General features: G+C 68.5%; 26 protein-coding genes. 12 read left to right on the forward strand and 14 right to left on the reverse strand.

Translation table 11 applies throughout. The annotated features are described in order from the left end of the window. The first annotated feature begins 132 nt into the window (after positions 1-132). Positions 133-1,080 (forward strand): LysR substrate-binding domain-containing protein, encoded by a 948-nt coding sequence (locus tag CRT60_RS20885; RefSeq protein WP_098738440.1) that lies wholly within the window; start codon positions 133-135, stop codon positions 1,078-1,080. On the opposite strand, the gene CRT60_RS20890 is transcribed toward CRT60_RS20885, so the two are convergent. Next, positions 1,077-2,069, reverse strand: a complete 993-nt coding sequence (locus CRT60_RS20890; protein WP_244592663.1) for a LacI family DNA-binding transcriptional regulator — start codon at positions 2,067-2,069, stop codon at positions 1,077-1,079. The genes CRT60_RS20885 and CRT60_RS20890 overlap by 4 nt on opposite strands. A gap of 309 nt (positions 2,070-2,378) precedes the next feature. On the opposite strand from CRT60_RS20890, the gene CRT60_RS20895 reads away from it, so the two are divergent. From CRT60_RS20895 to CRT60_RS20915, 5 genes are all read left to right on the forward strand, one after another. Next, positions 2,379-3,401: a TRAP transporter substrate-binding protein gene (locus CRT60_RS20895; RefSeq protein ID WP_098738441.1), complete on the forward strand. Its 1,023-nt coding sequence runs from the start codon at positions 2,379-2,381 to the stop codon at positions 3,399-3,401. Between the two features lie 28 nt (positions 3,402-3,429). After that, on the forward strand, positions 3,430-4,341 hold the full coding sequence (locus CRT60_RS20900) for a PfkB family carbohydrate kinase (RefSeq protein ID WP_098738442.1): 912 nt from the start codon (positions 3,430-3,432) through the stop codon (positions 4,339-4,341). 78 nt (positions 4,342-4,419) lie between these two features. Next, entirely contained in the window at positions 4,420-5,358 is a 939-nt protein-coding gene (locus CRT60_RS20905) for a dihydrodipicolinate synthase family protein (RefSeq protein WP_098738443.1), read from the forward strand. 43 nt (positions 5,359-5,401) lie between these two features. After that, entirely contained in the window at positions 5,402-5,947 is a 546-nt protein-coding gene (locus CRT60_RS20910; RefSeq protein WP_098738444.1) for a TRAP transporter small permease, read from the forward strand. 47 nt (positions 5,948-5,994) lie between these two features. After that, entirely contained in the window at positions 5,995-7,275 is a 1,281-nt protein-coding gene (locus CRT60_RS20915; protein ID WP_098738445.1) for a TRAP transporter large permease subunit, read from the forward strand. A 10-nt stretch (positions 7,276-7,285) separates the two neighbouring features. Here CRT60_RS20915 and CRT60_RS20920 read toward each other — a convergent pair whose 3' ends face one another. After that, complete coding sequence (locus CRT60_RS20920) at positions 7,286-8,005, reverse strand: FadR/GntR family transcriptional regulator (protein ID WP_098738446.1); 720 nt, start codon at positions 8,003-8,005, stop codon at positions 7,286-7,288. Positions 8,006-8,197: 192 nt separating this feature from the next. Here CRT60_RS20920 and CRT60_RS20925 point away from each other — a divergent pair, with 192 nt between their 5' ends. The 6 genes from CRT60_RS20925 to hydA all read left to right on the forward strand — a co-directional run bounded on the left by CRT60_RS20925 (position 8,198) and on the right by hydA (position 13,873). Beyond that, entirely contained in the window at positions 8,198-8,998 is an 801-nt protein-coding gene (locus CRT60_RS20925) for a transporter substrate-binding domain-containing protein (protein WP_098738447.1), read from the forward strand. 104 nt (positions 8,999-9,102) lie between these two features. Then, complete coding sequence (locus CRT60_RS20930; protein ID WP_098738448.1) at positions 9,103-9,774, forward strand: amino acid ABC transporter permease; 672 nt, start codon at positions 9,103-9,105, stop codon at positions 9,772-9,774. Between the two features lies 1 nt (position 9,775). Beyond that, a complete protein-coding gene (locus CRT60_RS20935) occupies positions 9,776-10,585 on the forward strand; it encodes an amino acid ABC transporter ATP-binding protein (RefSeq protein ID WP_425290414.1) in 810 nt (269 codons plus the stop codon). Further along, a complete protein-coding gene (locus tag CRT60_RS20940; protein ID WP_098738449.1) occupies positions 10,582-11,109 on the forward strand; it encodes an ureidoglycolate lyase in 528 nt (175 codons plus the stop codon). The genes CRT60_RS20935 and CRT60_RS20940 overlap by 4 nt, the downstream gene beginning before the upstream one ends. A 17-nt stretch (positions 11,110-11,126) precedes the next feature. Continuing rightward, complete coding sequence (locus tag CRT60_RS20945) at positions 11,127-12,380, forward strand: cysteine desulfurase-like protein (RefSeq protein ID WP_204562047.1); 1,254 nt, start codon at positions 11,127-11,129, stop codon at positions 12,378-12,380. Between the two features lie 56 nt (positions 12,381-12,436). After that, the gene (gene hydA / locus CRT60_RS20950; RefSeq protein WP_098738450.1) at positions 12,437-13,873 is read left to right on the forward strand and encodes a dihydropyrimidinase; all 1,437 of its coding nucleotides are present in this window, start codon (positions 12,437-12,439) and stop codon (positions 13,871-13,873) included. A 13-nt stretch (positions 13,874-13,886) separates the two neighbouring features. Here hydA and CRT60_RS20955 read toward each other — a convergent pair whose 3' ends face one another. The 12 genes from CRT60_RS20955 to CRT60_RS21010 form a co-directional block, all read right to left on the reverse strand. Then, positions 13,887-15,155, reverse strand: coding sequence for a CynX/NimT family MFS transporter (locus tag CRT60_RS20955; protein ID WP_098738772.1), 1,269 nt, complete (start codon positions 15,153-15,155; stop codon positions 13,887-13,889). Between the two features lie 152 nt (positions 15,156-15,307). Further along, entirely contained in the window at positions 15,308-16,009 is a 702-nt protein-coding gene (locus tag CRT60_RS20960; RefSeq protein WP_098738451.1) for a (5-formylfuran-3-yl)methyl phosphate synthase, read from the reverse strand. After that, positions 16,006-16,629: a DUF447 domain-containing protein gene (locus tag CRT60_RS20965; protein ID WP_098738452.1), complete on the reverse strand. Its 624-nt coding sequence runs from the start codon at positions 16,627-16,629 to the stop codon at positions 16,006-16,008. Before CRT60_RS20965 ends, CRT60_RS20960 begins: the two co-directional genes overlap by 4 nt. Further along, positions 16,626-18,050 (reverse strand): DUF6513 domain-containing protein, encoded by a 1,425-nt coding sequence (locus CRT60_RS20970; RefSeq protein ID WP_098738453.1) that lies wholly within the window; start codon positions 18,048-18,050, stop codon positions 16,626-16,628. The genes CRT60_RS20965 and CRT60_RS20970 overlap by 4 nt, the downstream gene beginning before the upstream one ends. Then, the gene (locus CRT60_RS20975; protein ID WP_098738454.1) at positions 18,026-18,595 is read right to left on the reverse strand and encodes a flavoprotein; all 570 of its coding nucleotides are present in this window, start codon (positions 18,593-18,595) and stop codon (positions 18,026-18,028) included. The genes CRT60_RS20970 and CRT60_RS20975 overlap by 25 nt, the downstream gene beginning before the upstream one ends. Then, entirely contained in the window at positions 18,592-19,236 is a 645-nt protein-coding gene (locus tag CRT60_RS20980; protein ID WP_098738455.1) for an amino acid kinase family protein, read from the reverse strand. The genes CRT60_RS20975 and CRT60_RS20980 overlap by 4 nt, the downstream gene beginning before the upstream one ends. Before the next feature lie 61 nt (positions 19,237-19,297). Further along, a complete protein-coding gene (locus CRT60_RS20985) occupies positions 19,298-19,792 on the reverse strand; it encodes a dihydroneopterin aldolase (protein ID WP_098738456.1) in 495 nt (164 codons plus the stop codon). A 194-nt stretch (positions 19,793-19,986) separates the two neighbouring features. Further along, a complete protein-coding gene (locus CRT60_RS20990) occupies positions 19,987-21,018 on the reverse strand; it encodes a GlxA family transcriptional regulator (RefSeq protein ID WP_098738457.1) in 1,032 nt (343 codons plus the stop codon). A gap of 365 nt (positions 21,019-21,383) precedes the next feature. Beyond that, a complete protein-coding gene (locus CRT60_RS20995; RefSeq protein ID WP_098738458.1) occupies positions 21,384-22,193 on the reverse strand; it encodes a formylmethanofuran dehydrogenase subunit C in 810 nt (269 codons plus the stop codon). Then, positions 22,190-23,095, reverse strand: a complete 906-nt coding sequence (fhcD, locus tag CRT60_RS21000; protein WP_098738459.1) for a formylmethanofuran--tetrahydromethanopterin N-formyltransferase — start codon at positions 23,093-23,095, stop codon at positions 22,190-22,192. Before fhcD ends, CRT60_RS20995 begins: the two co-directional genes overlap by 4 nt. Further along, the gene (locus CRT60_RS21005; RefSeq protein WP_098738460.1) at positions 23,086-24,774 is read right to left on the reverse strand and encodes a formylmethanofuran dehydrogenase subunit A; all 1,689 of its coding nucleotides are present in this window, start codon (positions 24,772-24,774) and stop codon (positions 23,086-23,088) included. Before CRT60_RS21005 ends, fhcD begins: the two co-directional genes overlap by 10 nt. Next, on the reverse strand, positions 24,767-25,957 hold the full coding sequence (locus CRT60_RS21010) for a molybdopterin-binding domain-containing protein (RefSeq protein WP_244592664.1): 1,191 nt from the start codon (positions 25,955-25,957) through the stop codon (positions 24,767-24,769). Before CRT60_RS21010 ends, CRT60_RS21005 begins: the two co-directional genes overlap by 8 nt. Between the last annotated feature and the right edge of the window lie 77 nt (positions 25,958-26,034).

Genomic DNA, 26,034 nt, shown 5'->3' on the forward strand with positions numbered 1-26,034 from the left:
CTATCGGGGTGTTCGGTGTGGTCCGCTGATGGTTCGTTCGGCCGACCGTTGAGGAAATACTATGTTCTTGAGGTGAGCCTGACAAACGAATAAGATCGCAATTGGATGAATTGAATTCACTGAAATGCTGCGATGCGGAAGCGGGTCTCAATCAAGGCGTTGCAAGCGTTCGAGGCTGCCGCGAGGTTGCAATCCTTTGCAACCGCAGCGCAGGATCTCGGGCTGACGCCGTCGGCGATCAGTCATCAGGTGAAGCTTCTGGAGGAGCAGCTGGGCTTTCCGCTGTTCCATCGGGTTCACCGGTCGGTGACGCTGACCGACGCGGGGCGGGCCTATGCCGCCGAAATCATCGCCGCCTTCGCCCGCATCGACACCGCCACGCGCAACGCCACCACCGCCGGGGCCGGCACCACCATCCTGACCGTGCGTTCGATGCCGAGCTTCGCCACGCAATGGCTGATGCCGCGACTGAACCGCGTGAAGGAGCTTCACCCGGCCATCGACATCCGGTTGCAGGCCTCGGTTTCACCCATCGATCTGACGACGGGGGCGGTGGATATCGACATCCGCTACAAACCCGGTCCGCCGCCGTCCGGCTGCGTGATGGCCCAGTTCCCCGAGGACACCATCGTGCCGATGTGCGCCCCGGAATTGGCCAATGGCCTGAACCCGATCCGCCGGCCGCAGGATCTGAGCCGCCATATCCTGATCCATTCGGAAATCAACATCGTCGGCTGGCGCGACTGGGCCCGCCGGCATCGCGGCGTACAACTGGACATGGAGCGCGGCCTGCGCTTCGACCGGTCCTTCATGGCGATCAACGCCGCGGTGAACGGGATGGGGGTTTGCCTGGACAGCCTGCTGCTCGCCCGGCGGGAACTGGAGTCGGGCAGGCTGGTGATCCCGTTCCCGCCCCGGCCGCTCAAGGCGCAGGGGCACGGCTTCGTGACCTTGAAGTCGTCCTTCGACCTGCCGAAGGTCCGGCTCTTCCGCGACTGGCTGTTCGACGAGTTGGACTCCTGCCGCCAGTGGGAGGAGCGCTGCCTCGCGTCCCTGCAAGGGGCGGCGGCGCCGCGTTAAGTGTGCGGAACCGCCGTCGTTCCCCGGCGGATCAGGGTCGGCACCAGCGGAGGCAGTTTGGCCGGCCGGCTCCCCTCCAGGCAGGCGAGCAGATAGGCGGCGGCGCGCCGGCCGATCTCGTGATTGTCGACGTGCATGGTGGTCAGCGGCGGGTCGAGCTGGCGGCTGATGGCGATGTCGTCGAAGCCGGTGATGCTGAGGTCATGCGGCACCGACAGTCCCATCGCCCGCGCCTCCAGCAGGGCACCGAGGGCGAGATAGTCGTTGCCGCAGATCACCGCGGTCGGTGGCGGATCGGTCGCCAGCATGGCGCGCACGCTCTGCCGGCCGAAATCGATGCTCCATTCCCCTTCGCACAGATGCTGTGGGCGGATGCCGAGGCCGCGTTCGGCCAGCGCCGCGCGCACCCCGTCCAGGCGCGCGGAAACACGGTCGTTGCCGGCGGTCGGCTGGATGATCACCCCGATGGTTTCGTGGCCGAGGTCGAGCAGGTGGCGGGCGATGGTGTGGAAGGCCTGCCGGTTGTCGAAGCCGATGCAGGGATGCGGGCTGTCTGGCCGGTGGCTGTAGGTGACGACATAGGGAATGTGCCGGGCCTGGATGCTGGCGAACAGATCGGGCCGGTGCGCCTCGCCGACGATGGCAAGCGCCTCCACCCCGCGGGCCAGCATCGCCTGGACGTCGTGCGCCGCCTGATCCTGGTCGTAATTGAAGCAGCTCAGCAGCAGCGTGATGCCGCGGTCGGCGAAGGCGGCCTGCATCGCCCCGACCTGGGCGGCGAACACCTCGTTGTCGAGGGTGGGGATCACCGCCCCGACGATGGAGGTGCGGCGGCGGGCCAGCGCACTTCCGGCGGCATGCGGCATCCAGCCCATCGCCTTGGCGGTCGCCAGCACGCGTTCGCGGATCGCCGGGGCGACCTTTTCCGGATTGTTGAAGACGCGCGAAACGGTGGCAATCGACACCTCCGCCGCTGCGGCGACATCCACGGCACGGGGCGCACGCGGTTTGCCGGACACAGGGCGCGCATCGGACGCACGGGGCGCAGGTCCGGGCTTCGGATCGCGCTCTGACATCGCCGGCATCTCCATAAGGTTGTGCGGAACCGTTCCATTGAAAGCGGTTACATATCCTCACATCCACGTCAAGTTTGTTGTTGCATCAGTCCGTGACGCGATCTATGTAAGCGCTTACATCGATGGCGCCGGCCCTGTGAAGGTCTCACTCTCCCGGCCCGTTTTTTCCCATGGCAACCCGCGAAGGCCCGCCGACGAACGGGCCGCATCAGGAGGAATGGTATGCGCAACGGTCTTCAGGCAGTTCTGGCGAGCGCCGTCACGGCAGGCATGCTGCTGTTCAGCGGCATGGGCAATGCGGCGGAGATCGGCGCGCACACCATGAAGCTGGCGAGCGCCGGTGCCGACGGGTCGCCGCTGGCGCTGGGCATGGCGAAGTTCGCCGAGATCGTGAAGGAGAAGAGCGGCGGCAAGATCAAGGTCCAGCTCTTCACCAACGGCGTGCTGGGCGGCGACGTGCAGATGATTTCGGCGCTGCAGGGCGGCATCGTCGAGATGACGGTGCTGAATGCCGGGCTGCTGTCCAGCCTGGACGACAATTTCGTCATGGTCGACCTGCCGTTCCAGTTTGACTCGCCGAAGGTCGCCGACGCGGTGATGGACGGCCCGGTCGGCAAAACCCTGCTGGACAAGCTGTCGGCCAAGGGGCTGGTCGGTCTCGGCTATTGGGAGTTGGGATTCCGTCAGCTGACCAACAGCCGCCGCCCGATCGCCACGGTGGAAGACATCGCCGGCCTGAAGATCCGCGTCGTGCAGTCGCCGATCTACATCGACCTGTTCAACACGCTGGGCGCCAACGCCGTGCCGCTGCCCTTCCCGGAAGTCTACACCGCGCTTGAGAGCAAGACGGTCGACGGCCAGGAGAACCCGGCCCCCAGCATCCTGACCGCCAAGCTGAACGAGGTGCAGAAGTACCTGACGCTCAGCAACCACATGTACAACCCGCAGGCTGTGCTGGTCGGCGCCAAGTTCTGGGCCAAGCTGAACGAGGACGAGCGCAAGCTGATCCAGGACGCCACGCTGGAGGCCCGCGATTACGAGCGCCGCGTCTCGCGCGAGCAGGCGAGCAAGGCCGTGGACGAGCTGAAGGCGAAGGGCATGACCGTCACCGAGCTGGCCCCGGCGGAAGTCGAGAAGTTCCGCGCCAAGATCCGCCCGGTGGTCGAGAAGTTCTCGCAGAAGGTCGATCCCGCCCTGATGGCGCAGGCGCAGGCCGAAATCGCCAAGGCGCGCGCCGCCCAGTGACGGTGCGGTAAGGCAGCGGAGCAGAGCCATGATCGTCGTCTTCGGATCCATCAACCTCGACATGATCTTCGCCATGGAGGAGCTGCCCCTTGCCGGGCAGACCCTGCTGGCGCGGTCGCTGGACTTGCATCCCGGCGGCAAGGGGGCCAACCAGGCCGTCGCCGCCGCCCGCGATGGCGCCGCGGTGACCATGGTCGGGGCCGTCGGCGGCGACGGTCTGAAGGAAACCGCGTTGAGCGGTCTCAGCGGCGCTGGTGTCGATCTGTCCCGTGTCGCGGTGACAGACCGGGCGACCGGCACCGCCGCCGTCTGCACCGACGCGGCGGGCCGAAACCAGATCGTCGTCGCCGGCGGGGCCAACCTCCAGGCGCGTGCCGATCAGGTGGAGGACGCGCTTCTCTCGCCCGGCACCACTCTGATCGTGCAGATGGAGTCCGATCCCGGCGAGACCGCGGCGCTGATCCTGCGCGCCCGCCGGCTCGGCGCGCGGGTGATCCTGAACCTTGCGCCGGCTGCCCCGCTGCCGCTGCCCGTGCTGAAGTCCGTCGACATCCTGGTGGTGAACGAGGATGAGGCGGAATGGCTCGGCAACCATCTCGGTTGCGCCGGCGATGCGCCGTCGCTCTGTTCCCTGCTGGGCGGCACGGTGATCCGCACGCTGGGCGGCGATGGCGTCGAATGGTCGGCAGTGGACGGCGGCGCGGTGGACGGCAGCGGCCGGCAGCCGGCTCCCGCCGTCGCCGTGCGCGACACCACCGGGGCCGGCGATTGCTTCGTCGGGGTGCTGGCGGCCGAACTGGACCGCGGCCGGCCGCTCGCCGCCGCCATCCGCCGCGCCGCCTGTGCCGCCTCGCTGTCCTGCACGCGGGCAGGCGGTCAGGCCAGCCTGCCGGTGGCGCCGGAAACCGACGGAGCGCTCGGCGGGCTGGCGGTCGCCTGATCGACCGCCCGGCCCCAAGCTTCGGTTCCGCGCTCCATTTCCTCGCTTTCGCATTCCCTCCCGATTGGAAGTCTTCCCATGGCGCAGCGCATTGACGGCATCATCCCGGTGATGCTGACCCCCTTCACCGATGCCGGCGAGATCGATTATCCGGGGCTGACCCGCCTGATCGAGTGGTATCTGGCCAACGGCGCCGACGCCCTGTTCGCCGTCTGCCAGTCCAGCGAGATGCAGTTCCTGTCGCTGGCCGAGCGGGTGGAGTTGGCGAAATTCGTCGTCGCCGCCGTCGCCGGCCGGGTGCCGGTGGTGGTGTCGGGCCACATCAGCGACGACCTCGACGCCCAGGTCGAGGAACTGACGGCGATGGCCGCCACCGGCGGCGACGCGCTGGTGCTGGTGACCAACCACCTCGACCCGAAGAACGAGGGAACCGGGGCGTTCCGCCGCCACCTGTCCCATCTGCTGGAGCATCTGCCGAGCGACATGCCGCTCGGCCTCTACGAATGCCCGGCGCCCTACCGCCGGCTGCTGACCGACGAGGAACTGCGGCTGTGCATCGACAGCGGCCGCTTCGTCCTGCTGAAGGACGTCAGCTGCGATTTGCCGACGGTCGAGCGCCGGCTGAAGATCGCCGAGGGCTCCGGCCTCGCCATCGTCAACGCCAACGCCGCCATCGCGCGCGACGCCATGCGGGCCGGGTCGCCGGGCTTCACCGGTGTCTTCACCAACATCCACCCCGACCTCTACCGCTGGATGCGGCTGCATGGCGACCGCCACCCCGAACTGGCCGACGATCTGGCGACCTTCCTGGTGGTGGCCGCGGTGTCGGAAAGCCTGGGCTATCCGGCCTTCGCCAAGATGTACCACCAGCACCTCGGCACCTTCGGGTCGATCCGCTGCCGGGTGATCCAGTACGACGTGCGCGAACGCTTCTGGGCGCTCGACGCGGTGCTCGACAAGGTCGTCGCCGGGACCGACGCCTTCCGCGCCAAAATCGCGGCCCTGCCGGCCGAATGACCTGACGGGGTCCTGAACGAAAAGAGCTTTAGGGGAGGAACGGATGGGCCGCTTCATCGACGGGTATGTCTTCGTTCTGAAGGTCGCGATCGTGGCCTGTCTGGCCGGCATGCTGGTGCTGGTCTTCGGCAACGTGGTGCTGCGCTACGGCTTCAACAGCGGCATCACGGTGTCGGAGGAGCTGTCGCGGCTTCTCTTCGTCTGGATGACTTTCATGGGCGCGGTGGTGGCGCTGCACAAGCACGGCCATCTCGGCATGGACACCATGGTCGCCCTCCTGCCCAGGACGGGGCGGCTGGTCTGCTTCTGCCTCAGCCATCTGCTGATGATCTACGCGACCGGCCTGCTGCTCGGCGGCAGCTGGGACCAGACCCTGATCAACCTGTCGGTGACGGCGCCGGCAACCGGCCTGTCGATGGGGTTCTTCTATGGCTCCGGCGTGGTGTTCGGCGTCCTGGCGCTGGTGATCCTGGCCTACAACCTCGTCCGCGCGCTGACCGGCCGCCTCAAGGACGGCGAGCTGATCACGGTGACGGAGTCCGAGGAAACGGTCGACGCCACGCATGCGCCCACCGGCCGGCACGCCTGATCCCCGGCCTGATTCCCAGATAGCCCGAGCGGCAAGGAGTTCCTTCCATGACCGTCACCGTTTTCCTCGGCTCGCTGCTGGGGGCCATGGCCATCGGCACGCCGATCGCCTTCGCGCTGCTGCTGTGCGGCGTGGCGCTGATGTTCCATATGGACCTGTTCGACGCCCAGATCGTCGCCCAGAACGTCGTCAACGGCGCCGATAGCTTCCCGCTGGTCGCCGTGCCCTTCTTCATGCTGGCGGGCGAGGTGATGAATGCCGGCGGCCTGTCGCGGCGCATCGTCGCCGTGGCGATGGCGCTGGTCGGCCATATCCGCGGCGGGCTTGGCTATGTCGCAATTCTCGCCTCCTGCATCCTCGCCAGCCTGTCAGGGTCGGCGGTGGCCGATGCCGCCGCCCTGTCGGCCCTGCTGGTGCCGATGATGGTGCGGGCCGGCCATGACAAGGCGCGCTCCTGCGGGCTGATCGCCGCCGGCGGCATCATCGCCCCGATCATCCCGCCCAGCATCGGCTTCATCCTGTTCGGCGTCGCCGCCAACGTGTCGATCACCAAGCTGTTTTTGGCCGGCATCTTCCCGGGCCTGATGCTGGGGCTGGGGCTGGTCGCCGCCTGGTGGCTGGTGGTCCGCACCGAGGATCTGGCCCCGCCGCCGCGCGCGACGAAGGGCGAGGTCGCGGTGGCGGTGAAGGACGGCTTCTGGGCGCTGATGCTGCCGGGCATCATCATCTTCGGCCTGAAGTTCGGCATCTTCACGCCCACCGAGGCGGCGGTGGTCGCGGCGGTCTATGCGCTGTTCGTCGCCGTGGTGGTCTATCGCGAACTGAAGCCGTCGCAGCTGTTCGAGCTGTTCGCCTCGGCGGCCACCACCACCGCGGTGGTGATGTTCCTGGTCGCCGCCGCGATGGTGTCGGCCTGGATGATCACCATCGCCAACCTGCCGGCCCAGGTCGCCGACATGCTGGAGCCCTTCATGGGCAGCCCGACCCTGCTGATGGCCGCCATCATGGTGCTGGTGGTGATCGTCGGGACGGCGATGGACATGACGCCGACCATCCTGATCCTGACCCCGGTGCTGATGCCGGTGATCAAGCAGGCCGGCATCGACCCCGTCTATTTCGGCGTGCTGTTCATCATCAACAACGCCATCGGCCTGATCACCCCGCCCGTCGGCACCGTGCTGAACGTGGTGGCCGGCGTGGCGAAGCTGAACATGGGCAGCCTGATGCGCGGCGTCTGGCCCTTCCTGCTTGCGCAGCTGCTGGTGCTGGCCCTGCTGGTGCTGTTCCCGTCGCTGGTGATGGTCCCGGCCCGCTGGTTCGCGGGCTGACCCCAATCCCCTACAGGGAGCTGCCGGCAACGGGTTCGGCAGCTCTCCCGGCACCCAGCAGAATGCCCAGGCGCCCCGCGGCACCGGTGATGTGATCGGACATCGCCTGCGCCGCGCGGGCGCCGTCGCGCGTCTGCAACGCCTTTAAAATCCGTTCGTGCTCCTCCAGCGTTTCCCAGATGCGATCCTCCTGGGCGAAGGGAAGCGTCTGGAGCTCGGTGACCACCGCATCGACCGTGCGGAACAGGTCCAGGACCATGCGGTTGCCGCAGCCTTCGACAATCAGGTGGTGGAATTTGCTGTCCTCCACCCCGGCCTGGGCGAAATCGTGCACCTCGAAAGCGGCGCGCATCCTCACCAGCGTGCCGGACAGCGTGTCGAGCGCTGCGTCGGGCAGGGCGATGGCGGCGAGCTGGGCGGCGTGAGGTTCCAACGCCAGACGCGCCTCATAGACCTCGCGGGGCGAATAGAGGTCGGCGAACCGCCAGGCGGCGACCGGGTCCGGCGGCTTGCCGTCGGTGAGGAAGACGCCGCGCCCCACCTCGATCCGGATCATGCCGAGGGTTTCCAGCGCCGACAGTGCCTCGCGCAGCGATGCCCGGCTGATGCTCAACCTCTCGGCAAGCTCGCGCTGGGGCGGCAACTGGTCGCCCGGCCGCAGCCCCTGTTCGTCGATGATCCGGCGGATCTTCTCGACCGCCGCCTGTGGCACCAACAGCCGTCCACGCATCCTGCCGATCCCTGTCTGTCGTTGCTCTTGCCGGGGTGCCCCACGCGACGCCTTGACAATAGCCCAGAAAGGGCGTGCAATCCAACTGGTCAGACCGGTATGGCCTCTCAGACCAAAGAAAACGACAAAACCGGCTTTCAGGGATTCGCGTCAGGCATTCACCCACCCATGCAGGGAGACGCAGGTACAGCCATGCGCAGACAGATTCTCAAACTCGCTCTCTTCGCCGCGGCCTCCGCCACCGTCTGGGGCGGCGTCGCACCGGCCCACGCCGCCGACCTCGCCGTCGGCGCCAACATCGGCAACGTCCCGTGGGAGTTCCAGGACGCGACCGGCAAGTTCGTCGGCTTCGAGATCGATGTGGTCAACGAGGCGGCCAAGCGCCTGGGCAAGACGGTGGAGATCGTCAACATCCCCTTCAACGGCCTGTTCTCCGCCGTGCAGTCGGGCCGGATCGCCATGGCGATCTCGTCGATCACCATCACCGACAAGCGGCTGGACTCGGTGTCCTTCGCCCAGCCCTACTATGACAGCGACCAGTCGCTGACCGTGCGGGCGAACACCCCGCTGAAGAGCGTCGATGACCTGAAGGGCAAGTCGCTCGGCGTCGACACCGGCTCCACCGGCGACATGTGGGCCAACCAGAACCAGGCCAAATACAGCTTCGGCGATATCCGCCGCTACGAGGGGCTCCAGCCGGCGATGCTCGACCTCGGGGCCGGGCGGCTGGACGGCTACATCAGCGACATCCCGGCCTTGCTCTACTACACCAAGGACAAGCCGCAGTTCAAAGTGGTCCAGCGCATCCCGACCGGCGAGCGCTATTCCGTGATGCTCGCCAAGGACAGCCCGCTGCTGCCCGCCGTCAACGACCAGATCACCGCGATGAAGAAGGACGGCACCCTGGCCGCCCTGCATGAGAAATGGTTCGGCGTGAAGCCGGATGCCGACGGCAGCACCGTCAAGGTTCTCGACATCCCGAAGAAGTCCTGAGCGCGGACCGTCTTCCCGCCATTGGACACCCCGTCATCGGATCCCATGGCCGGGCACACGGCGCCTGAGTTGCGCGTGCCCGGCCCATGCCTGGACATTCCCTCATGGACTTGATCGACACCTTCTTCAACGGAAGGGTGCTGTGGGATGCGCTGCCGCTCCTGCTGATGGGGCTGGGCACCACGCTGTCGCTGGGGATCCTCAGCATCGTGCTCGGCCTGATCGGCGGCCTGGCCCTCGCTCTTCTGCGTCTTTACGGCCCGCCGGCCCTGAGCGGACTGTGGGTGCTCTACATCGACCTGTTCCGCGCCATTCCCATCCTGGTGCTTCTGGTCATCGTCTATTACGCCCTGCCGTTCGTCGGCATCCGGCTTTCCCCCTTCGCATCCGCCACCACCGCCCTGTCGCTGGTCAGCGCCGCCTACAGCGCGGAAATCCTGCGGGCCGGCATCCAGGCGATCCCCCGCGGCCAGTTCGAGGCCAGCCAGGCGCTCGGCCTGTCCTACTGGAGCATGATGGGGGACATCGTCCTGCCGCAGGCCGTCCGCATCGTCATTCCGCCGATGACCAGCAACTGCATCAACGTGATGAAGGACACGGCACTCGCCTCCGTCGTCGCGATGCCGGACCTGCTGAAGCAGGCGACCCAGGCCCAGGCGCTGGCGGCGAACCCGACGCCGCTGATCGGCGCCGCCGCGCTGTATGTGCTGCTGCTCCTGCCGATGGTGCGCGCCGTGGGCACGCTGGAACGACACTTCGCCAAGGAGCGCCGCTGACATGCAGACCAAGAATATGCAGGCAGGGGATATCCAGGCGGGGGAAACGGGCAGGGCGGCATCCGCGGCCCCGGCCGGACGGCCGATCATCGCCATCCGCGACCTGCGCAAGATGTATGGCAGCTTCTGCGCCCTGTCCGGCATCAATCTCGATGTCGCGGAGGGTGAGGTGGTCGTTCTGCTCGGCCCGTCGGGGTCGGGGAAGTCGACCCTGATCCGCTGCATCAACCTGCTGGAGACCTACGATTCCGGAACCGTGACGGTGGACGACGTCGCCGTCCGGCCCGGCCCCAATCTGGCGGCCGTCCGCAGCGAGGTCGGGATGGTGTTCCAGAGCTTCAACCTGTTCCCCCACATGACCGTGCTGCGCAACGTCGCGCTGGCGCCGATCCGGGTGCGCAAGCTGGCGCCGAAGGCCGCCGAGGAGCGCGCCATGGAGCTGCTGACCCGCGTCGGCATCGCCGAACAGGCCGGCAAGTTCCCCGGCCAGCTGTCGGGCGGCCAGCAGCAGCGCGTCGCCATCGCCCGCGCGCTGGCGATGGAACCGAAAATCCTGCTGTTCGACGAGCCGACCTCGGCACTCGACCCCGAGATGGTCGGCGAGGTGCTGGACGTCATGCAGTCGCTGGCCCGCACCGGCGTCACGATGGTTGTCGTCACCCACGAGATGGGCTTCGCCCGCCGCGTGGCCGACCGCGTCATCTTCATGGAGCGCGGCCAGATCGTCGAGGAGGCGAAACCGGACGCCTTCTTCTCCGCACCCAGGGAGGAGCGCGCCCGCGCCTTCCTGCAAGCGGTCCTGAACCATTGAGCGCCGCCCGGATCATCCCGGCGGTGCCGCTGACCGGTGACGCCTTCGCCCCGTTCGGCACGGTGCTTTCCGCCGGTATGGGCAGATCGTCCCTGGTCAATGACGGGCGCGGTATCCGCTACGACGCCGAGCATGGGCTGGGCTTCGCCGGCGAGCCGCTGCCGCCGGTGCTGGCGCTCTACCGCATCACCCCGTCGCAACTGCCCTTCGCCGTGACGGCGATGGAGCAGCATCCCCTCAGCAGCCAGACCTTCGTCCCCATGACCGGCGGGCGCTTCCTGGTGGTGGCCGCCCTCGCCGACGACGCGGGCGAGCCGGATCCCGAAACCGCCCGCGCCTTTGTCGCCGGTCCCGACCAGGCGATCACCTATGCGGGAGGGGTCTGGCACTGTCCGCTTGTGGCTCTCGACGAGACCGCCGACTTCGCCATGATGATGTGGCGCGCCCCCGATCCCGACGCCGACTGCCGCGTCGTCTCCCTGTCCGTGCCGCTGCTGGTCGCCGACCATGCCGCCGCGATCTGACCGAAGGAACTGAACCCGTGTCGAACGTGACGACCTCCCCGCTCGATCTGTCCTTTGTCCGCGCGCAGTTCCCGGCGCTCGCCGGCGACTGGATCTTCATGGACAATGCCGGGGGTTCCCAGACCCTGACGCGTGTCGCCGACCGCATCCGGGATTATCTGCTGACCAGCAACGTGCAGCTGGGGGCCAGTTATGCGGTGTCGCGGAAGTCCGGCGCACGGGTCGCCGACGCCCATGCCGACATCGCCGAACTGATCGGCGCCGCCCGGCCGGACGAGGTGGTCATGGGCGGGAGCACCACGGCCCTGCTCTACACCCTGTCGGCGGCGATGGCCGAACAGATCAGGCCCGGCGACGAGATCGTCGTCACCAACTGCGACCACGAGGCCAACATCGGTCCCTGGCGCAAGCTGGAGGAGAAGGGCGCCGTGATCCGGACCTGGGCGGTCCGCCCCGACAGCCTGGAACTTGCGCTGGACGATCTGGAACCGCTGCTGAACGGGCGCACGCGGCTCGTCTGCGTCACCCATGCCTCGAACATCCTCGGCACCATCAACCCGGTGGCCGACATCGCCCGGCTGGTGCACCGGCATGGCGCCAAGCTGCTGGTCGATGCCGTCGCCTATGCCCCGCACCGCGCGGTGGACGTCGCCGGCTGGGACGTCGATTACTATGTCTTCAGCTTCTACAAGGTCTATGGCCCCCATTTCGCCGTTCTCTACGGCAAGCACGAGCATCTGGCGGCGCTGCCCAGCCTCAACCATTACTTCATCGACCGCTCGGTGATCCCCTACAAGCTCCAGCCCGGCAACGTGAATTACGAACTCGCCGTCGGCTGCACCGGCATCGTCGATTACCTTGCCGAGCTGGGCGAGCGCTGCGGCGCCACCGGGCCGCGCCGGGCCAGGATCGAGGCCGCCTTCGACGCCATCGCCGCCCATGAGGAGGCGCTTGCCGAACGGCTGCTCGCCTATCTGCGTGGACGCAACGACGTGAGGGTCATCGGCCACGCTGCGGCCGACCGCTCCCTGCGGGTGCCGACCATCAGCTTCGTGGTGGATGGATACCGGTCCGACGAGGTGGTGAGCGCGGTCGATCAGTCGATGATCGGCATCCGCTTCGGCGATTTCTATGCCAAGCGTCTGGTCGAGACGCTGGGGCTGGCCGCGGTCAACGGCGTGATCCGCGTGTCACTGGTCCATTACAACACGCTGGAGGAGGTCGACCGTCTCATCGACGCCCTCGGCAGTGCCATGCCGCAGCGGCGGTGAGCCAAGGGGCGACCCGAGGATGACCGACCGATCACATCTGGAACAGGATCAGGCACATGGCTGAGTTCGATCTGGTGGTGCGCAACGGCACGGTGGTCACGGCCGCCGATGTCAGCCGCTGCGACATTGGCATCAAGGACGGCCGCATCGTGGCGCTGGCCGAACGGCTCGACACGTCCGGGCAGGTCCTCGACGCCTCCGGCAGGCTGGTGATGCCGGGCGGCATCGACAGTCACGTCCACATCGCGCAGGACGGCGACGACGGCACGATCATGGCCGACGATTTCCGCAGCGGCACGCTGTCCGCGGCCTTCGGCGGCAATACGACGGTCATCCCCTTTGCATTGCAGCCAAAGGGCCATTCGCTGCGCGCCGCCGTGCAGACCTATCACGAGCGGGCGGAAGGCCAGTGCCTGACCGACTACTCCTTCCACCTCATCATCGCCGACCCCACCGAGCAGGTGCTGGGGCAGGAGTTGCCCGCCCTGGTGCAGGACGGCTACACCTCGTTCAAGGTCTTCATGACCTATGACGACTTGAAGCTGAACGACCGCGAGCTTCTGGAGGTATTCGACGTCGCCCGGCGCGAGAAGGCGCTGGTGATGGTCCATGCTGAAGGCTACGACGCCATCAAGTTCCTGACCGAGCGGCTGGAGCGCGCCGGCCGCACCGATCCCTACTACCACGCCGAATCCCGCCCGATCCCGGTGGAGCGGGAGGCGACCCACCGCGCCATCTCCTTCGCCGAGATCGTCGACGTGCCGATCATGATCGTCCACGTCTCGTCCGCCGATGCCATCGAGCAGATTCGCTGGGCGCAGAGCCGCGGCCTAAAGGTCTATGCCGAAACCTGCACCCAGTATCTGACCCTGACGGCCGACGACCTGAAGGGGCTGAACATGGAGGGCGCGAAATACGTTTGCAGCCCGCCGCCGCGCGACAAGGAAAGCCAGGACGCCTGCTGGACCGGCCTGCAATCGGGGCTGTTCTCGGTCTTCTCCTCCGACCATTGCCCCTTCCGCTTCGACAGCCCTGCCGGCAAGAAGAAGCAGGGGGAGCGGACGGCCTTCAAATGGGTCCCCAACGGCATCCCCGGTGTCGAGGTCCGGCTGCCGATCCTGTTCTCCGAAGGGGTGGGGAAGGGGCGGCTATCCTTGCAGGAGTTCGTCGCCCTGACATCCACCAACCATGCCCGCATGTACGGCCTTGCCCCGCGCAAGGGCAGCATCGCCATCGGGGCGGACGCCGACCTCGTGCTGTGGGATCCCGACCGCAAGGTGACGATTACCCAGGATCTGATGCACCACGGGGCCGACTACACGCCCTATGAGGGGATGGAGGTGACGGGCTGGCCCGAAACCGTCCTGCTGCGCGGCACCGTCATCATCGACAAGGGCGTCCAGACGGGCAAGGCGGGCGATGGCCGATTCCTGCATCGGTCGATCTCGCCCTTCGCGTCACCGCGCGGCCGCCGCCCGACTCAGTACGACTGAGCGGAGCGCGCGATCAGAGGCGGAGTTGGCGGGGGCGGCCGGCGAGATAGCCGAAGACCCCCGCCGCCACCGCGATCACGACGAAGAGCAGGGCGGAGGCGTGCCAGTCGCCGCTCCAGCCATGCAGCAGACCGACCAGAAACGGGCCGCTCGACGCCAGCGTATAGCCAACGCTCTGCGACATGCCCGACAGGTGCGACGCGATGCGGCTGTCGGGCGAGCGCAGGACGATCAGGGTCAGCGCCACGGCGAAGGCTCCGCCCTGGCCGATGCCGAGGATCGCCGCCCACAACGCGATGGTCCAGAGCGGAGCGTAGAGGCAGCCGACCATGCCGACGAGGCTGCAACCGAGCATCGAGACGGCGGCGAGGCTCTGGCTCGGGGTGCGGGTCGCCAGCATGGGGGCGACCAGCGCCGCCACCACCTGGACCATCACCGATCCGGACACGATCAGTCCGGCCGTCGTCGGGTCGAAGCCGCGGTCGCGCAGCATCGGCGCCATCCAGCCCAGCACGATATAGGCCAATGCCGATTGCAGCCCCATGAACAGGGTGATCTGCCAGGCCAGGCGGTTGCGCCACAAGCCGCGCACGGAAGCGCCGGCGGGGCCGGCCTCGCTTTGGCGTCCGCGGGTCAGCGGCAGCCAGGCCAGTGCCGCCACAACCGCCGGCACCGCCCAGAAGGCCAGGGCGCCGGTCCATTGCCCGAGCGCCCGCTCCAGCGGCACCGTCGCGCCTGCGGCAATCGCCGCCCCGGCGCAGAGCGCCATGGTGTAGACCCCCATCATCAGGCTGATCCTGCGGGGGAAATCGCGCTTCACGACGGCGGGCAGCAGCACGCCGATGATGCCGATCCCCGCACCCGCCAGCGTCGCCCCGGCGAACAGCGCGGCGAAGTTGCCGACCCCGCGCAGCGCGACGCCGAAGCCCAGGACCAGCAGCGTGAAGAAGATCGTCCGCTCCGTGCCGAAGCGCTGGGCCAGACGCGGGGCGATCACCCCGAACAGGCCGAGGCAAAGCACGGGCGAGGTCGTCAGCAGCCCGGCCTGCCCGGAACTCAGGCCGGCATCGCGCACCACATCGCCCATCACCGGCGCAAGGCTCGACAGCGCCGGCCGCAGGTTCAGCGCCACCAGCACGAGGGTGACGGCGACCAGCAGCGGACGATGCAGCGCCGGATTCTCTGTCCGGATTTTGTCCGTCCGATGAGGTTCGGGCCGGGTGGCCGCCGGGCCGCCGCTGGGGGTATCGGCGGATCGGCCGGCGGCGCTTTCGATGGTCATGAACAACCTGGGCGGTTTTGTTGGCGGGGCCAAGCAATCGACCATTGGTTGCCCGCAGGGTCAACCCGCCCACGCTGCAACCCACCCCAGCGACCGCGGGGATCCGTGGCGAAACGGAAGAAAGCAGAAAATCCGGCGCAGGCGTTCGGGGGTCAGAGGCACTCGCTCAGCGCAACCGCATTGCGCACGCTTCGGACGACCTCGGAAACCCTGTCGGGGTCGATGGCGTCGCGCCGCGCGCCGCCCTGGCAAAGCGCGCCGCGGAAGCCGAGGATCGACGGGCGGAGCGCTGCCAGCGGGCCGATGTCGGCAAGCCTCAGCGACCCCGCCAGCCCGGCCAGCACTCCGGCTTCGCGCGCCTGCCCGATGAAGGTGGCCAGCGCGTCAGCCGACAGGTGATCGCGCAGGGTGCGGCCGTCCTTCAGTCCGGTGTCCAGCATCGCACCGATAAAGCCGGCATCGGCCATGGCGCGGACCAGTTCGGGGGTGGGGGCGGTCAGGTCGGCCAGGATGACGCCGACCAGGGCGGCGGCGCCGCGCGCCTCGGCGGCTGCGGCGATGCAGGCAAGCGGATCGCCCCCGGCGGTGATCCCGATCTTCACGATGTCGACACCGGTGGCCGCCGTCCGGGAAACCGCCGCCGCGATGATTGCCGGGTCCATCGGCAGATCGCCGATGGTGGCGCTGACCGGTCTGCGGCCATCGACCGTTCGCAGGCAGGCGTCGATGATGTTGGCCGGCAGCGCACCCAGGGCGCCGTCGTCCGGATTCTTCAGATCGATCAGGTCGGCCCCGGCCGTCACGGCAATCCCGGCCTCATCGGGATTGGTCACGCTGGCGAGCATGCGGATCATGAGGACACCTGTGGTTTGGCCATATCGTCAGCAGCGGCATCGGCGGCGGGCGGTTCCGCCGCAAGACTTTCGGACCGGAAGGCGGCCACGCGGTCGCACAGCCAGCCCCAGGCCTCGCGCTCGCGGTCTCCGGCGGTCTTCTCGACGGCGATGGCAAGGTAGGCCATTTCCCGTTCCACCTTCTCCCACGGCAGCATGTGCAGCCGGCTGCACAGGATCGCCGCCTCGATCACGGCGGCGGCGGCACGGTTGTGGCCCTCGAAGGGGCGATGCGTCTCCCGATGGACGGCTCGGCAGTGGAAGCGCGGGCGCACCGGGTCAGGCTCGATCCGGACCACCTCCACCTCCCAGTGGGCGAGGCTTTCGGCCAGGCGCACCCCGGCGATAGCGGTCGCCGGCACCAGCGGCCAGTTGCGCCGCCCGGTCAGGCAGCCGGCGAACAGGCGCGCATCGTCGGTGAAATTGATCACGGCCCGGCCGGTGGCCTCCAGCGCGTTGAGCGTGACGGAGGGGCGGAATGGGGCGATCGCAAGATCGTCCGCCGTCCGCGTCACCCCGAAGGGGGCGATGTGCGGGGTTCCGTCGGCGCCCAGCGTGGTGACGATGGTTTCGAGGATCATGATGCCTTTCCGCAGGCCCGCCGCCGCTCCTGCAAGGTCGTGCCCGCCGCCTTGAAGCCGTGGGGGTCGCTGCCTGCCTCCGCTTCCGGCGCTTCCTCCACCGTGCAGCCCCAGGCGAGATCCTCGTCCTGCACGTAACGCTTGCCGAGCTGCCAGGCGAGGAAGGCCTTCTGTAACTCAACCCCCATGTAGAAGGCGTGTCCGCCATCCTGCGCCAGCCCGAGCAGGGGATAGAGCTGGTAAGGGTCGGTCGCCACATGGTGGCCGTCGCGGTTGTAGACATGGACCCCGTCCTCCGCCACCTCGACCCGGAAGGAAGGGTCGCGGATGTTACGGGCGGTTTCCGCGATCTCCTCCGGCGTGACGGCGAAGGGGCGGCGGTCGCGCAGCGCCATCAGCCCGTCGTCGATGCCCTTCGGCAGGCTGCCGCTTTCCGCGGCGGCATGCATGATCCGTCGCGCCCGGTCGGCCTCGCGCACCGCGGTGCGGGCATGCGGGCTGACCTGAAGGGTGAGGACGGCGCCGATCGACAGTTCCGACACCATGCCCATCAGCAGCGCCGTCGTGCCGGTGGTGTCGGCGTCGGTCAGTTCGGTCAGGTTGCCGATGCCCATCAGCATCCCGATGTCGGGATAGCGGCGGCGCAGCTCGTGATAGCGCACCACCGAGTCCGTGAAGCCGTAATGGATGGGGTCGAGCACCGGGTCGGCCAGGAAACGCCGGCCGTCGGCCCGCAGCCGGTCGATGGCGCGGCACAGCGACTCCAGGTCGCGCGGCTTGGCTGGAACCATGATCGGCGTGGCGTCCGTCCGATCCAGCACCCACAGCGTGTCCTCGCTGAGGCTGAGCAGGTAGGAGGCGCCGGCCGCCGCCCCGCGCAGCAGCTCGTCGGGGTCGGCGCTGTCGACGCTGACGCCATGGCCGGCGGCGACCAGGGCGGAAACGGCGGCCTCCAGCCCCTCGAACCGTTCGCCGGGCTGGCAGCCGAGGTCGATGACGTCGGCGCCGTCGCGGCGCAGCCTTGCGGCGGTCTCCAGCAGATTGTCGACGGAACGGCGGGGAGCGTCGACGATCTCGGCGAAGATCGTCACCGCATGGGCGCTCAGGTCGGCCTGCGCCGCCCGTCCGCCGAGATAGGCGGGGATGTCGCGCAGTTCCTCCGGCCCGCGTTCGAAGGCGACGCCGAAATGTGCGGACAAGGCCGCCAGATCGCAGCGGGTCCGGCCGGGCAGGAGCACCCGTGCGCCGGCGGGCGGGGGCGGCAGGCGGCGCCTGATCAGCTCCTCGGTCATCAGGGCGGCGACGCTGACGCCGATCTGCACCACGTCGAAGCGGAAGGGGGCGGGCGCCATCCCGTCGAGCATCGCCCGCAGGCGCGGCTCCGCCAGCTTTCCGGTCACGAAGACGAAGTGGTCAGACATTGCAGGCGCGCCTTCAGCGCCGCTTCGAGTTCGGGAACGGTTTCGACGACGGTGGTCGCCTCGAACCCGCGCAGCCGTTCGACATTCTCCAGGTCGATGCGCCGGGGATAGACCGGTACCATGCCGTGCGGCGCCTCCGTCATCATTTCCGGCGCGGTGTCGCAGGCGAAGACGATGCAGGGCACCCGGCATTTGCCGGCCTGGGCGAAGGCGTTGGTCGGCAGCGTGTCGGAAATCCCCTGCACGCATTTGGCGACCGTGTTGGAGGTCGCCGGACCCACCACCAGCGTGTGGTATTCGCCGAAATAGAACCGCCCGATCTGCGGCGCGCTGGCGGCCCGGTCACGGAACAGCCGGGTGCCGGGAGGAAAATTGCCATCGCGGCGGCGGTACATCCGCATCACCTCCTCGGCCGCCTTGCTGAGGAAGACGTCGAGCGGCGCCAGCCGCGCCATCAGGTCGAGCGTCTCCTTGATGTAATGGCCCGACCCGGTCAAGGCCCAGGCCAGCCGTTGCGGTGCCGGTGGGGGAGCGATGCTGTTCATGCCCGCACGCTGGGGACAGGCTCGACCTCCGGGCAGCTCAGCAGGGCGCATCCGGGAGCGGCGCGGCCCGCCAGCGCCTCCTCCATGAGGAGGTGGTTGTCGCGGTGGATGCACCAGCTCTCGCCGGCGAAGCGGGCGCGCCAGAACGGGAAGGCCGCATCGACCAGCCCGTCGCGGGCCAGCGACGCCGCGTCGGTCGCCGCACAGGGGCAGGGCCCCGACTTGACCAGCACCAGCGCCGCCGCGTCCAGTTCCACCGCCAGCCATGCCGCGAGGCTGTCGGAGGTGACCTCCCAGCTTTCGGCGATCTCGGGCTGGTCGAGCGCCATCGCGGACGGCAGCCACACCGCCGGCATCCGCGCCCGGATCAGCGAGCGCAGCCGCTCGCGCGTCGCCGCGGTTTGCAGGGGCGGGCAGATACCGTGCAGCATCAGCCCGAACTGCTCCATCGCCAGCAGGGCCATGCGGTGGGCGAGCCGGTCGTCGAAGCGCCAGTTGTCCTGGGCGTCGCGCACGGCATCGGCAAAGGGCCCGCCGCCCGGCACGATGACCACGGGATGGAGATGGCCGGGCCGGGCGATCAGATCCAGCCAGGTTCCCAGCCGATGCCAATCGGACAGGCTTCCGCCGATCTTGATCACCCAGGGCCGCGCCGCTGGGGCTGGGGATCCGTCCCCAGGCGATGCGTTGGCCGTCATCGGGTCAGATCCGCCGGTCCGCCATCGCCAGCGGGCGGCGCGACGCCGGCGGGGATTGGCCCGGCATCTGGTCGCGCGTCCGCTCCAGCCGGATGCCCGGCACCGCGACGCCGTCATAGATGTCCAGCTTCGCCACCGACACGCGGGCCGACTGCACCTGTTCGTGGGCAAGGCACATGCGGGCGATCTTCTCCGCCAGCATCTCGACAAGGTTGGTGTGCTCGTCCATCAGGATCCGCTTCAGCCCGGACAGCAGATCGTCGTAGGAGAGCACGTCGCCGATGTCGTCGGAGAACTGGGCGCCGTCCTGGCGCACCTGCAACAGCAGGTCGATGCGCACCCGCTGGGGCGCGTCGCGTTCATAATCGAAGACGCCGATCCGGCAGGGCAGGACGACGTTCTCCAGGAACAGCTCGTAAAGGCCGGCGGGGATGGCGGACGGGCCGGGGGCGGCGGTCAGGCCACGCGCGCATTGGGCGGAAAGAATCGCGTCTAGCATCGGTGCCGTCCTCCTGGCTGTTGTCCGGCGGGGCCGAGCGTGGATCTGGTGTCGGGCGGGCCGCATTTGTACCTTACCGACATCGGGAGGGCGGCATCTGTTCGAAAGCGACAGCAATCTGGCGATTTCCGCCGCCCCATGCCTGTTTCCCCCGATCCGGTCCCGCTTGACCTTCCGCCCGCCCGCTCGCGGCGTCAGGTCAGGCCGGCGAACTCATGCGCGGCGGCGAGCGGGCTGTGCCGCTGGCTCTGGCGGTCGCTGCGCGGTGCGATGCCGAAATGGTCACGGTAGCATTTGCTGAAATGGGTGGCGGAGATGAAGCCGCAGCTGATCGACACTTCCATCACCGACATGCGGGTCTGGCACAGCAGCTGCCGTGCCCGCTTCATCCGGAGGCCGAGATAGTATTTGGCCGGCGAGCAGTTCATGTATTTGCGGAACAGCCGTTCCAGATTGCGGCGGGATTGGCCGAGTTCCGCGGCGAGCGTCAGCAGATCCAGCGGTTCTTCGATGTTGGCCTGCATCACCGCAACCGCGGCGTGGAGATCCTCGTGGTCCAGCACCGGATTGGCTTGCAGCTCCTCCTGCTGGCGGATGCTGCCGGCGCGGATCTTGGTGTGCAGAAGCTGCTCGGCGATGTCCATCGCCAGCTTCTCGCCATGGCGGGCGGCGATCAGGTGCAGCATCATGTCGGTGGCGGCGGTGCCGCCCGCGCAGGTGAAGCGGTTGCGGTCGATGGTGAACAGCTCGCCCGTCGCTTCGATTTCCGGGAAGGTTTCGGCGAAGCCGGCCATGTTCTCCCAATGGATGGTGCAGCGGTAGCCATTCAGCAGGCCGGCGCGGGCCAGGATGTGGCTTGCCGTGCACAGGGCGCCGAAGGCGATTCCCTGGGCGGCCGAACGCCGCATCCACGAGAACATCGCCCGATCCTCGTACCAGTGGCCGCCGATGCCGCTGCACACCATCACGGTGGACAGCGGCGGGCAGTCGGCGATGGCATCGGCGATGGAGTGGTCGACGCAGATGCCGATGCCGTTGCTGGCCCGCTGGACGCCGCCGGCCGGGGAGAGCAGCACCCAGCGGTACAACTCCTTTCCGCTGATGTGGTTGGCGAGGCGGAGAGGCTCAACCGCCGCGGTGAACGCGATCATGGAGAAATCGGGAACCAGGAGAAAACCGACCGTGTCGGCCTGGGAAACGCCGGATTGCTGCTCGTTGCACTTCATTGTCCCGTGCCCCTCTTCCGCTTTCCTGTTCGTATCGTGGGTCGCGAATGGTCGGCGAACACGCTGTTTACCCGCGGCCTTGGTTGCAGTGGCGGCCGCGTTCGGATGGGCGGGGGATCGATCCCTTTGCGCACCATCAAGTTTTTATGACAAGCAGCCTACGCAGGTCGGGGCCTGCGACATTGAACAAAGCGGACATAATCCTTGAAGGAGTGCGACGTTGACCGAGTCGGGATTGTTTTTCGTGCAAATCATCCGTGTTTACGAACGATAGCACCATCCTCTGGAGCAACCAGGGTCTCACTGTGAGGTAGCCCCTCTTGGTGTGAACAGCCGCCGCTCGCCGACCGTTGGCGAGCGAGCCTTCACAGGCAGGCCAGCAATTCGCCGCGCCCGCCGAATCCACGGTCGCCCAGCCAGCGCCGTGCCCGTCCGGTCAGGCCCCGGCAGGCGGGTGGCACCCCGTGCAGCCCGGAGAGGTAATTGTCCAGAAGCGACAGGAAGGGCAGCCGGTTGAGGCCGCAATCGGCAAAGCCCGGCAGCGGATCGATCTCGCCGCGGAACAGGATGGTGCCGTTGCGCATGCCGTGGCCGATGAAGGCACCCGGCCTGCCGCCGATCACCAGACTGCCGGCAGTCATGTGCAGGGCGCCATAAGCGCCGGCATCGCCGCCGACGGCGATCAGCCCGCGGCGCATCCGTGTGCCGGCGCGGTCGCCGCATGCGCCATGGACCAGGATCCGCCCGCCCGTCATCCCGGCCCGCTCGCCGGGGAGGGCGCCGCCCAGCTCGCTGCCGGCGTCGCCCCGGACGATCAACTCGCCGCCGCGCATGGACGCACCCGCAGCCTGCCCTGCCGACCCGTCCACCAGCAGGGATCCGCCGCTCATGCCGGTGCCGGCGCGGTGGCCGACCGGTCCGGCGACCCGGATGGTGCCTCCGGCCAGTCCCGCCCCGACGAAATCGAGCCGCCCGTCGCCCTCCAGTTCGATGGTGTCGCCGGGGCTGCCCGACAGGTCGAACAGGTCGCCCACCGCGATATGGCCCCGGCCGAGCCGCAGGGGCAAGGCGGCGATCTCCGGCAGGCTCAGCTCCGCCAACCGGTGCGGCAGCAGGGGGGAGGCGTCGATGCGGCCGGTCAGCGGGCCTTTCAGACGGAAGCTCAGCACGCTCATGGCAGCAGCTCGTGAAGGTGGAAATGGTGGCGGCCCAGCTTGCCGCCGTAATTGCCGGCGGTGACGCCCCAGATGCCGGAGCCGCGGCCACGCTCGATCAGGCATTTCAGCCCGGCCGTGGTGGCCGCCGCGACATCGGCGGCGGTCAGCCCGTCGATGACGATCTCCAGCACCGATTCGACCTCCGCCGGCAGGCGGGAGCGGGGCAGGCCGCGCAGCGTCGGGCAATAGGCGTCGTTGGTGGAGGCCGGCATCCCCTTGTACTTCGCCCCGACCTTGGAGCCGGAACGGACGACCCCGCCGGGGAAGGGCAGCACCACATTGGGCACGGAGCGCATGGCGTCCGCCGCCGCTTCCGCCGCCTCCAGCGCCGCCATCCGCGCGTCGGCGAGGATCAGCAGGTTGCCGCCGCCGACCGCCGGGACGCTCCAGCTCGATTCCTCGCACAGGAACTCGCCGTCCATCACCGGGATGCGCCAGTAGCGCCGGCCGCCGAGCAGTTTCGACATCTGCTGGCCGTCGCCGAAATAGCGCAGCTTCCGGCCCAGCGGGATCAGATCCTCCTTCACCCCGCGCGGTACGCCGGAGAAGCAGGCGGTGCCAGGACAGGTCAGGATGCACTGGCCGACGCGGGTCTCAACCTGCTTTCCCAGCACGCTGCGCCCGGTGGCGAAGAACAGCAGGGACACGCCGGGGCGCCCGTCGGGGGTTTCCTCCGGCGCCAGTTCCCGCTCGATCCCGGCTTCGCAGCCGCAGGCGATGACCGAAGTGGCGAAACCGGTGGCAGCCATGCCGGCATGGCGCGCCCAGGCCGGCGTGTCGGCGGTCACGATCAGCCGGGTCGCCTTCATGTCGAAGGCCTCGGCATAGCTGTTCTCGATGTGGATGCCGTTCAGAAGCATGGGTCGGACGCCGTCAGGGTCGGAACGATGGACAGGCCGCCGCGGCCATGGTCGAGGATCTCCCCGTCCGCGATGCGGAAGTTGCCGAGCCGCACGGTCTGGTGATCCTCGAACCAGGGCTTCAGCCGCCGTTCGATGGCGGGGTCGAAGTCCGGCCGGACGACGATGGTGTCGCCCCAGCCGGTCGCGGTCAGCCGACCGTTCCGCGCCACCGGCCGGCCGTTCTTGAACACCCAGGCGGGGGCCGCGAACATCGCCTCGCGGTCGGGCAGGTCGTCATACACCACCACGTCGGCGACGGCGCCGGGGTGCAGATGGCCGCGGTCGCGCAGGCCCAGCACGCGGGCGGGCCCGGCACGGGTCATGATGGCGATCTCGTCGAGCGTGTATTCGCGCTCGATGGAGCCGAGCCGGCTGTGCGCGGCGACATCGGGATTGATCCGCGCCAACTGCTCGTTGCGGAAGCTGCGGTCCATCAGCAGCCGGATCAAGTGCGGGTAGCTGGTGAAGGGGCCGCCGTTCGGGTGGTCCGTGGTCAGATAGACCCGCCACGGATCCTCGATCAGCAGGAACAGCTCCAGCCCGATGGCCCATTGCAGGGCGTTGACGAAGGCCTTGTCGCGGTAGCGGAACGGCACCAGCCCGCAGCCGCCGTCGCATTCGATGTCGGTGCACACCCATTTGCGCGGGCTGGCGAGGCCGCTGTTGCGGAACTGCGACATGATGTCGGCCGACGCGGTGATGGTCTGGCCGAAGATGATCTGGCCGACATCGACCGAGATGTTCGGGCTGCGGTTCACCGCTTCGGCGATCTCGGCGGCGGCCGAGGAGAAGCGGCGGTCGCCCTCCGTCCCATAGCTGTGGAATTGCAGATGGGTCAGGTGGGCGGGCAAGCCGTCGAGTGCCGCGATAGTGTCGCGCGTCACCGCCTCGTTGCCGGGGATGCCGAGGTTATTGCAGTGGACGTGCAGCGGATGCGGCACCCCCAGGTCGGACAGCGCGGTCGCCAGCGTGGTCAGGATGCGGCGCGGCGTGATCCCGTAATGGGGATGCGCCTCGTCCAGTTCCAGGCGGCGCTGGTTGAACTTGAAGGCGCTGATGCCGCCGGGATTCACCACCTTGACGCCAACCGCCTGGGTGGCATGCAGGATCCAGGCGACATAGTCGTTGACCTCCGACTGCGTCGCCCCGGCGGCCAGCCGTTCCAGCAGGAAATCGTCGTTGCCTAGGACGGCGTAGCAACCCTTGTCGATGATCGGGATGTCGGCCAGTTCCAGGTGGGTGTGACGCGCGTTGGACGGCAGCATCGCCGGCTCGAAGGCCGCGGTGTAGCCCATCTCGGCATAGCGGTAGCCGGTCACGAAGCTGGACGGGGTGAACAGGCCGCTGCCGGAGCGGCGAAGCTCGTCCGGGCCGCTGGCATGCTCGCGATGCTCTTCCGGAAGAAGCAGGCGGGCGAGGTTCACCTTGCCGCCGCCGATGTGGCTGTGGATGTCGATGGCGCCGGCCATGACGATGCGGCCTTCCAGCTCGATCACTTCCCCGATGCGGGCATCCGCCGGAGGGGGGGATGCGATGCGGCCGTCCTTCAGGTACAGGTCACGCAAGCCGCCGCCATCCGCGATTCCGGTCGGATCGCAGACGCGACCGCCGCGCAGCAGGGTGTAGGCGTCAGACATGCGCTGTCTCCCGAAGCGGGACAGGGGAGGCGGGGAGCCGGTCGAGCAGGGCGCTCAGCACCGATGCGGCCGACGGAAGCGTCATGGCGGTCGTTCGCAAGCGGCGCAGGGGCAGGGCGGCGACGCCGTCGCCACGGTGGATGCTGCCGGCATGGTCGAGGCCGGGGACGGCGACCGGGATCAGCACTTCCGGGTCGCGGGGCAACGGCTGTCCGGGGCGGGCCAGCACGATCATGGGTGTGCGGGTGTCCGGCAGTTCCGCGCCGTTCAGGGCCGAAAGCCAGACCAGCGCATCGACCTCGCCCCCGGCCAGCAGGCTTTTCAGCCGGTAGCGCAGCGGATCGTGTTCCGGCGGGCCGGCCCCCAGGCGGGAGCGCAGCGGAACGCCATACTGCCAGGCGCACACGTAGTTGGCGCCCAGCGCGTTGCCCTTGCCGCCCAGGGGCAAGCCGGCGCAGCGGGTCGAGGCGTTGGCGGTCACCACCAAGCGGTTGAAGGCCTCGATGGCGACATCGCCGTCCGCCGGGGCCAGCGTGGCGGCGATCCAGCCGACGACGCCGAAGCGTGCCTCGTGCAACGCTGTGGCGACACGGGCGAGATCCTCCATCGCGATGCCGCCCACCCGGTCACCACGGGGTGTTTCGCCGGCCAGCAGTTGCGACAGGGCGGCGGCGATGGCGGGGGTGTGGGTCAGATCGGCGCTCAGGCGTTCGAACCCGTCCGGTGCCGTCCCTTCGCCGGGACCGATCAGGAAACCGCGCGCGGTGCCGGCATCGCGGAACAGGGCCGTCGGCGGGCGGACGATGCGGTCGAACAGGCGGGGGGCATGGCGCTCGAACTCGGTTCCGAACAGCACGAACAGGTCGGCACGGTTGCGAATTTCGCCGAAGGTGGCGGTCATGGCGCCGGTCACCTGGAAAGCGCGCAGGCCGTGGAACAGGCTGTCGGATGCGGCGTGGTCCACCACCGCGCCCAGCCGTTCCGCCAGCGCCAGGGCCGTGGAGACCCCTTCGGTGTCGGCGGCCAACCCCCCGACGGCGGGTGACGCCGCATCCCTCAGCAAGCCCGCCGCCGCGTCCAGCGCTTCGTCGAGCGGAACGGCGCCCCCCCTTATGAAGCAGTGGGCCGGCAATGCCGGAAGGGCGAACAGTGTGCGTGCCCGTGCACAGCCGCTGGCGGTCACCCTGAGCTGTCCGGTGCGTTCGCGTGCGATTGCAAGGTCGTCGCAGGCCATTGCGCAGAATGGGCAAACGACATCGC

This window comes from Azospirillum palustre (genome assembly GCF_002573965.1).
Classification (GTDB): Bacteria; Pseudomonadota; Alphaproteobacteria; order Azospirillales; family Azospirillaceae; genus Azospirillum; species Azospirillum palustre.

What these genes read in the sequence shown, in the direction of transcription:
- CRT60_RS20885 (WP_098738440.1), top strand. Translation starts at nt 133, where the DNA reads ATGCGGAAGCGGGTCTCAATCAAGGCGTTGCAAGCGTTCGAGGCTGCC.
- CRT60_RS20895 (WP_098738441.1), top strand. Translation starts at nt 2,379, where the DNA reads ATGCGCAACGGTCTTCAGGCAGTTCTGGCGAGCGCCGTCACGGCAGGC.
- CRT60_RS20900 (WP_098738442.1), top strand. Translation starts at nt 3,430, where the DNA reads ATGATCGTCGTCTTCGGATCCATCAACCTCGACATGATCTTCGCCATG.
- CRT60_RS20905 (WP_098738443.1), top strand. Translation starts at nt 4,420, where the DNA reads ATGGCGCAGCGCATTGACGGCATCATCCCGGTGATGCTGACCCCCTTC.
- CRT60_RS20910 (WP_098738444.1), top strand. Translation starts at nt 5,402, where the DNA reads ATGGGCCGCTTCATCGACGGGTATGTCTTCGTTCTGAAGGTCGCGATC.
- CRT60_RS20915 (WP_098738445.1), top strand. Translation starts at nt 5,995, where the DNA reads ATGACCGTCACCGTTTTCCTCGGCTCGCTGCTGGGGGCCATGGCCATC.
- CRT60_RS20920 (WP_098738446.1), bottom strand. Translation starts at nt 8,005, where the DNA reads ATGCGTGGACGGCTGTTGGTGCCACAGGCGGCGGTCGAGAAGATCCGC.
- CRT60_RS20925 (WP_098738447.1), top strand. Translation starts at nt 8,198, where the DNA reads ATGCGCAGACAGATTCTCAAACTCGCTCTCTTCGCCGCGGCCTCCGCC.
- CRT60_RS20930 (WP_098738448.1), top strand. Translation starts at nt 9,103, where the DNA reads ATGGACTTGATCGACACCTTCTTCAACGGAAGGGTGCTGTGGGATGCG.
- CRT60_RS20935 (WP_425290414.1), top strand. Translation starts at nt 9,776, where the DNA reads ATGCAGACCAAGAATATGCAGGCAGGGGATATCCAGGCGGGGGAAACG.
- hydA (WP_098738450.1), top strand. Translation starts at nt 12,437, where the DNA reads ATGGCTGAGTTCGATCTGGTGGTGCGCAACGGCACGGTGGTCACGGCC.
- CRT60_RS20955 (WP_098738772.1), bottom strand. Translation starts at nt 15,155, where the DNA reads ATGACCATCGAAAGCGCCGCCGGCCGATCCGCCGATACCCCCAGCGGC.
- CRT60_RS20960 (WP_098738451.1), bottom strand. Translation starts at nt 16,009, where the DNA reads ATGATCCGCATGCTCGCCAGCGTGACCAATCCCGATGAGGCCGGGATT.
- CRT60_RS20965 (WP_098738452.1), bottom strand. Translation starts at nt 16,629, where the DNA reads ATGATCCTCGAAACCATCGTCACCACGCTGGGCGCCGACGGAACCCCG.
- CRT60_RS20970 (WP_098738453.1), bottom strand. Translation starts at nt 18,050, where the DNA reads ATGTCTGACCACTTCGTCTTCGTGACCGGAAAGCTGGCGGAGCCGCGC.
- CRT60_RS20975 (WP_098738454.1), bottom strand. Translation starts at nt 18,595, where the DNA reads ATGAACAGCATCGCTCCCCCACCGGCACCGCAACGGCTGGCCTGGGCC.
- CRT60_RS20985 (WP_098738456.1), bottom strand. Translation starts at nt 19,792, where the DNA reads ATGCTAGACGCGATTCTTTCCGCCCAATGCGCGCGTGGCCTGACCGCC.
- CRT60_RS20990 (WP_098738457.1), bottom strand. Translation starts at nt 21,018, where the DNA reads ATGAAGTGCAACGAGCAGCAATCCGGCGTTTCCCAGGCCGACACGGTC.
- CRT60_RS20995 (WP_098738458.1), bottom strand. Translation starts at nt 22,193, where the DNA reads ATGAGCGTGCTGAGCTTCCGTCTGAAAGGCCCGCTGACCGGCCGCATC.
- fhcD (WP_098738459.1), bottom strand. Translation starts at nt 23,095, where the DNA reads ATGCTTCTGAACGGCATCCACATCGAGAACAGCTATGCCGAGGCCTTC.
- CRT60_RS21005 (WP_098738460.1), bottom strand. Translation starts at nt 24,774, where the DNA reads ATGTCTGACGCCTACACCCTGCTGCGCGGCGGTCGCGTCTGCGATCCG.